The organism is Burkholderia sp. HMSC10F09 (assembly GCF_001806955.1).
GTDB classification, from domain to species: domain Bacteria; phylum Pseudomonadota; class Gammaproteobacteria; order Burkholderiales; family Burkholderiaceae; genus Burkholderia; species Burkholderia multivorans.
This window is the reverse complement of sequence record NZ_KV786737.1, coordinates 1-6,699: the sequence shown is the minus strand read 5'-3', so window position 1 is coordinate 6,699 and position 6,699 is coordinate 1. Positions and strand designations below refer to the sequence as shown.

Here is a 6,699-nt window from a genome sequence, read left to right as displayed (position 1 = left end):
GCGGCGCCCGCCGCGGTGTCGCGGCGCCGCGCCGCGAGCCAGATGCTGACGGGCGTCAGCACGAGCATCGTCGTCAGCAGCGGAATGCGCAGCACGGCGATCGCGACGAACGCGAGCGCCGCGATGCCGGCCGCCGCGCGTGCGTGCCGGAGCGGCTTCGCGACCTTCACGGCCATCGCGGCGAGCAGCCCGGCCGCCGCGGCCGCGAGCCCGGCAAACAGATGCTGCACGCGCGGATCGTTCTGCGTCTTCGCGTACAGCACGCCGAGCGCGACGACGACGAGCGTCGGCCCCGCGATCAGCCCGAGAATGCCGGCGAACGCGCCCGGTATCCCGCGAAAGCGCATGCCGACCGCGACCGACAGGTTGATCACGTTGCCGCCGGGCAGGAACTGGCAGAGGCCGAGCAGATCGGTGAATTCGTCGGCGGACAGCCAGCGGCGCTCCTCGACGATCGTGCGCCGCGCGAACGGCAGCGCACCGCCGAACGACATGAGGCCAAGCGACAGAAAACCGGTGAACAGCTCGGCGAGGCCGACCCGTCGCGGCGGCGTGACGGGCGGCGGAGAAGCGGATGGCATGGGGGTCCTCATCGAAAGTAGGCCGAGGTTACCGCCGATCCGCGCGGCGGCAAAACGATTTTATCGACGCGCCTTTGTGAACTAGAATCACAAGCATGCGTCGCGACCTGCCACCCTTCTCCGCGCTTCGGGCCTTTGAAGCCGCGGCCCGCCATGAAAGCTTCAGCGCTGCCGGCGACGAGCTGCATGTGACCCACGGTGCCATCAGCCGGCAAATCGCCGGCTTCGAGGCATGGCTCGGCAAGCCCGTGTTTCACCGCTACGGCAAGCGCGTGAAGCTCACCGACGAAGGCCGCCGCTATCTCGACACCGTGCGCGCCGCGTTCGACAGCATCGCGCTCGCGACCGAGCAGCTGCGCCACACCGGCACCGCGCGCGTGCTGCGCATCAATGCACTGCCGACCTTCGCGATGAAATGGCTGCTGCCGCGGCTGTCGCGGTTCCAGCGCGACGTGCCGAACGTCGAGTTGAAGCTGTCGACGTCGAATGCGCCGCTCGACACGCTCGACGGCTTCGACGTCGCGATCCGGCGCGGCCCCGGCCACTGGCCGGCATGCACGAGCGGCCACTTCCTCGACGAAAGCGTGATTCCGGTCTGCAGCCCGGCGCTGCTCAAGCGCGCGCCGATCGCGCGCGCGGACGATCTCGCGCGGCACGTGCTGCTGCATTCGGATACGCGGCCGGAAGGCTGGCGCGACTGGTTCGCGGCGGCCGGCGTGACGATGAAGGCGCGCAAGCGGCAGTCGTTCGACCACTTCTATCTCGCGCTGCAGGCGGCCGTCGACGGGCTCGGCGTCGCGCTCGGCCCGCTGCCGCTGATCGACGACGAACTCGCGAGCGGCCGCCTCGTGATGCCGCTCGCCGGCCCGCGCATCGCGACGCGCAGCTACTGGTGGATCGCGCCGCGCGCGCCGGCGGACGATCCGCTCGTCGCGCAGTTCTGCGGGTGGCTGGAAGCGCAGTCGAACGTCGGCGCGTAGTACCGCCCGGTTCGACCGGGCAGGCGGCGCGGGCGGCCTTGCACCGCCCGCTGCCGCGCATCGCTCAGACCACCGGGCCCGGCTCCTTTTCCTTGCGCAGCAGCGCGTACAGGATGATCGCGCCGAACGTGGCGGTACCGATGCCGCCGAGCCCGAAGCCGCCGATCTTCAGCGAGAAGTCGCCGGCGCCGAGCACGAGCGTGACGGCCGCGACGATCAGGTTGCGGTTGTCCGAGAAATCGACCTTGTTGACGACCCAGATCCGCGCGTCCGTCACGGCGATCAGCCCGAACACGACGATCGACACGCCGCCGAGCACCGCGCCCGGAATGGTCTGGATCACCGCGCCGAACTTCGGCGAGAAGCCGAGCACGATCGCGATCACCGCGGCGACTGCGAACACGAGCGTCGAGTAGATGCGCGTGACGGCCATTACGCCGATGTTCTCCGAATAGGTCGTCACGCCGGTGCCCCCGACGCTGCCCGACACGATCGTCGCGAGCCCGTCGCCGATGAACGCGCGGCCGACGTAGCGGTCGAGGTTCTGCCCCGTCATCGCGCTGACGGCCTTGATGTGGCCGAGGTTCTCGGCGACGAGGATCACCGCGACGGGCGCGAGCATCAGCATCGCGTGCGGATCGAACACCGGCGCGGTGAAGGCCGGCATCCCGAACCACGCGGCGTGCGACACGATCGAGAAGTCGATCGGCTTGCCGAGCCCCATGCCGTTCGTCGCGACCGCATAGATCGCGTACGCGATCACGAGACCGACCAGGATCAGCAGCCGCTGCATCATGCCGCGCGCGAACACCGCGACGCCGCCGACGCAGAGCACGGTGACGAGCGCCATCGTCGAATCGAAGTTCGACGCCGACACGCCCTTGACCGCGATCGGCGCAAGGTTCAGCCCGATCACCGCGACCACCGCGCCGGTCACCACGGGCGGCATCAGCGTCTCGATCCAGCGCGTGCCGATCGCCGACACGAGCGCGCCGAGCGCGACGTACACGACGCCGCACGCGACGATCCCGCCGAGCGCGACGGGGATGTTCGGGTTCGGGCCGCTGCCGCCGTAGCCCGTCACCGCGATCACGAGGCCGATGAACGCGAAGCTCGAGCCGAGATAGCTCGGCACGCGGCCGCCGACCAGGACGAAGAACAGCAGCGTGCCGATGCCCGACATGAAGATGCACAGGTTCGGATCGAAGCCCATCAGCAGCGGCGCGAGCACGGTCGAGCCGAACATCGCGACGACGTGCTGCACGCCCATCGCGACCATCTGCGGCCACGGCAGGCGCTCGTCGGGGCCGACCACGCGCGCGGACGCGCCGGTCGACTGCACCCGCCAGCGCGGGAAGTAGGAATCGGACATGGGAAAAAGGGCTCCTGTCGGTCGCCGGCTGCGACGGTGCGCCGGTCTGGAAACTCGCGCGAGTTTACGGAGCGGAAATGGGGCTGGCAAGCGCGGCCCGCGCGCTTGACGGCGGGCGGCAGTACGAACCGACGGCCGCGCAATTTCGAACCTGTCCGCTTCCCAGCGCGCGGCGCGCTGCCCTACAGTACGCGGACCGCTGCGATACCAGGGCGCAGCGGGTTGTGAGTGGCTCCCGCTCGCCGCCCGCGCGTTGCGCCGGGCGGCTTTTTTATGCGCACGCCGATCGCGCCCGCGGCCCGCTGCCGCGTCGCGCGACGTAAGCGCGCGCTCACATCGCGCAACGCGCGCGGTCCGTCACGGGTTGATGTACTGGAACAGCGACAGGTTCTGCAACTGCGCGTACGCCTTCTGCGCGCCCGTCAGCGCGTTCTGCATCTGCAGGAACTGGCTGATCGTCGACACCATGTTGGTGCTCGTCAGATCGGCGAGGTTGCTGGTCACCTGCAGCGTATTCGTCTGGTTCACGGCCTGCATCGCCTGGATTTCCTGCTCGCGGCCGCCGACCGACGCCTGCACGGTGAGGATGTTCGTCATCGTGTTGTCGAGCTTCGTCGTGCCGGTCGTCATCGCGTTCGCGAGCTTCGCGGCCGCGACCGTGTCGCTGCCGATCGGCACCTTCAGCGCCGCGATCATCGTGTCGAGCGTCGCGAACACGTCGGTGCCGGCCTGCGGCGCGGGCGTGACCGAGAACGTGTCGTTCGGCGACGGCGTGCCCGACACCGGCACCGACAGGCCGTTGCCGAGCGCGATCGCCGTGCCGTCGGCATACGGTTGCGGCGCCGTGGTCGTCGGCGGCGCGGCCGTCTCGTCGGTCACCGTGTAGGTCGGTGCGGCCGACGTGCCGCCGAACGTGATCGTGAACGTGTGCGTGTTCGTCGCGGCCGACGGATCGGTGATCGTCACCGCGCCGATCGTCGCCGTGCCCTGGTTCGCCGCGCCGGCGGCCGGCACCGGCTGGCTGCCGAGCATCGGCACCGACAGGAACACGCTCGCGCCGTCGTCGCCCTGCGCGATCGTGCGCGTGTCGGCGATCTGCACCTGCCGCGCGCCGCGGTCGCCGCTGTAGACCACGCCGCCGCCCGTGCCGTTCGCGAACGGCGCCGTCGTCGACTGGTAGCCCGCGAACAGGTAGTTGCCGGCGCCGTCGGTCGAGTTCGCGAGCGTCAGCAGCTGGTCGCGATAGCCCTGCAGCTGCGTCGCGAGCGCCGACCGGTCGCTGTCCGACAGCGCGCCGTCGCCGGCCCGGATCACGATCGAATGGATGCTGTTGAGCAGGCTGTTCACGCTCGTAAGCGCCTGATCCTCCTTCTGCAGCGACGACAGCGCGACGTTCTGGTTCGTCGCGTACTGCGACAGCGTCGCCGAGGTCATCGACAGCTGCACGGCCTGCGCCGCGCCGAGCGGGTTGTCGGCGGCCGTCGACAGGCTCACGCCGCTCGAAATCTGCTGATACAGCTGCGCGAGCTGCGCCTGCTGGTCGCTCATCTGCGCGACGTTCAGCTGGTAGAACTGGGCTGTGGAAATCCGCATCGCTTCGATCCCCGGAATCAGTTGAACAGGCCGAGCACGGTCTGGAACAGCGTCGCCGCCGTCTGGATCACCTTCGCGTTCGCCTGGTAGAGCTGCTGGTACTGCATCAGGTTCGCCGCTTCCTCGTTCTGGTTCACGCCCGACACCGACTGCTGCGCGGACGTGATCTGGCCGACCAGCGCCGTCTGCGCGGCGCTCGACGACTTGAGCTGGCTCGCCGCGTTGCCGATGTCGTTCACGTAGCTCGCGTACGCACCGGTCAGCGTGACCGTGCCGTTGCCGAACGACTTCGCGGTGACGAGCTTCGAGAGCGCGAGCGCGTTGGTGCCGTCGTTCGTACCGCCCGCGTACGGGCCGATCGTGAACGTATCGCCGTCGGCCGGCGCGCCGGACAGCGACACCGTCACGCCGTTCAGCGCGCCCGGTGCGGTGCCCGACATCGTCAGCGTCGCGCCGGCGGCCGGGTCGTACGGCACGGGCGTCGTCGAGTTCGCGATCGTCACCGTCTGCGGCGGCGTGCCGGCGATCGTCACCGTCGTGCCGGCCGGGAAGCCCGACAGCGACTTCGTCGCCGCGTCGTAGGTCAGCGTCGTGGCCGGCACCTGATAGCCGGCGCCCACCGGCCCCTGCGTGACGGTCGCGGTGCCCGCGTTGGTCGACGCGGCCGACGTGACGACCGGCGACGCGGCAGCGATCGCGGAGCCGTTCGAGGTCGCGAGCTTGAAGCCGTCGAGCGCGCCGCGCGTCGGCAGCACGGTGAACTGGTCGCCGGCCTGCATCGTGCCGGACGACACCGAGAAGTCGAGCCCGCCGATCGAGCCGGGCATCGTGTTCGACGTGCCGACCACCGAGCCGGTCGCGCGGTCGGTCAGCGTGTATTGCGTGCCGTCGAACGACAGCGTGTAGTCGCCGGTGGTCGGCTGGGATGCGTTCGAAAACGACACCGACAGCGTCGCGTCGCCCTGGTTGCGCGTGTCGGCATAGACGGTCGGCGCGCCGACCGCGAACAGGTTGCTGCCGACGTTGCCCGACAGATCGATGCCGAGCGCGTTCTGCGCGTTGACCTGCGCGGCGAAGCTGGCCGCGATCGCGCCGAGCTTCGCCTGCGCCGGATCGAGCGTCTGGCTGCGGAACGCGAGCAGGCCGCCGAGCGTACCGCCGGACAGCGACGTGTCGGGCAAGTACTGGTTCGGGCCCGGCGGATTCGCGCCGGCGATGCCCTGCGACACGACGGTCAGCTCGCTCGGGTCGGACGGCGACGTGACGGTCGCGAGCTGATAGCTCTTGTCCGCGACGACGAGCGGCTGGCCGCCCGCGAGGAACACGCTGTAGCCGTCGCTGTTGCGCACGACCTGCACGCCCGCGAGGCTCGACAGGTTCGACACCGCGAGGTCGCGCTGGTCCATCAGCTGGTTCGGCGGCTGCCCCTGGCTGCTCGCGGCGGCGATCTGCTGGTTCAGCTGCGCGATCTGCGCGGTGTAGGTGTTGATCTGCGACACGGCGCTCGTGAGCTGCGTGTTCACGCTCTGGCGCAGTGCGTCGTACTGCTGGCCGGCGGCCGTGATCTGGTCGGCGAGCGTCTGCGCGTTGCTCATCGCCGTCTGCCGCACCGTCGGGTCGGCCGCGTTGTTCGCGACGTTCTGCAGCCCCGTGAAGTAGTTCGTGATCGCGGTCGAAATGCCGGCGGTCGGGCTGCCGATGTAGTTGTTCAGCTGCGCGACGAGCGAATACCAGGTCGACAGCGCGCCGCTTTGCGTCTGCGCGGTGTTCAGCTGGTCGCTCAGGTACTGGCTGTACTGCCGCTGCACGGTAACGGTGTTCACGCCCTGCGGCAGATAACCGCTGCTCGTGTACTGGCCGCTCGCTTCCGCGTAGACGGGCCGCTCCACCGAATAGCCGGGCGTCGCGGCGTTGCTGATGTTCTGACCGGTCGTCGTGAGGCCCCAGAGCGCGGCGTTGAGGCCGCTGACGCCGAGGTTCATGAGTGTGTTGGACATGCGCGATCCTGATGAGCCGGCCGCGCTGCGGCCGCCGGGTTGCGTGACTCCCGGTATAACGGCCGCGGATCGAAAAAATTGAGGGAAAAATGGCCGCCCGACGCGCATGTCGCGCATCGGCCGCCGGCGCTGCCCGGCGCGACACCGGCGAGCCTGCCGCGCGCCGTCGCGGCGCG

Annotated in this window: 5 protein-coding genes; 1 reads left to right on the top strand and 4 read right to left on the bottom strand. The window is 69.8% G+C overall.

Annotation, left to right across the window (positions count from 1 at the left end; translation table 11 throughout):
- Nucleotides 1-581: chromate transporter (locus HMPREF3115_RS15970; protein WP_070555068.1), on the bottom strand; the 581-nt coding region annotated here is incomplete at its 3' end.
- A 95-nt stretch (nucleotides 582-676) separates the two neighbouring features.
- Between HMPREF3115_RS15970 and HMPREF3115_RS15965 the strand changes: the two genes are divergently transcribed.
- Nucleotides 677-1,561 carry a transcriptional regulator GcvA gene (locus HMPREF3115_RS15965; protein ID WP_006408020.1) on the top strand — a complete coding sequence of 295 codons (885 nt, stop codon included), beginning with the start codon at nucleotides 677-679 and terminating at the stop codon, nucleotides 1,559-1,561.
- Between the two features lie 64 nt (nucleotides 1,562-1,625).
- On the opposite strand, the gene HMPREF3115_RS15960 is transcribed toward HMPREF3115_RS15965, so the two are convergent.
- The 3 genes from HMPREF3115_RS15960 to flgK form a co-directional block, all read right to left on the bottom strand.
- A complete protein-coding gene (locus HMPREF3115_RS15960) occupies nucleotides 1,626-2,933 on the bottom strand; it encodes a solute carrier family 23 protein (RefSeq protein WP_070555066.1) in 1,308 nt (435 codons plus the stop codon).
- A gap of 357 nt (nucleotides 2,934-3,290) precedes the next feature.
- The gene (gene flgL, locus HMPREF3115_RS15955; protein WP_006408023.1) at nucleotides 3,291-4,526 is read right to left on the bottom strand and encodes a flagellar hook-associated protein FlgL; all 1,236 of its coding nucleotides are present in this window, start codon (nucleotides 4,524-4,526) and stop codon (nucleotides 3,291-3,293) included.
- A gap of 17 nt (nucleotides 4,527-4,543) precedes the next feature.
- Nucleotides 4,544-6,523 carry a flagellar hook-associated protein FlgK gene (flgK, locus tag HMPREF3115_RS15950; protein ID WP_070555065.1) on the bottom strand — a complete coding sequence of 660 codons (1,980 nt, stop codon included), beginning with the start codon at nucleotides 6,521-6,523 and terminating at the stop codon, nucleotides 4,544-4,546.
- Between the last annotated feature and the right edge of the window lie 176 nt (nucleotides 6,524-6,699).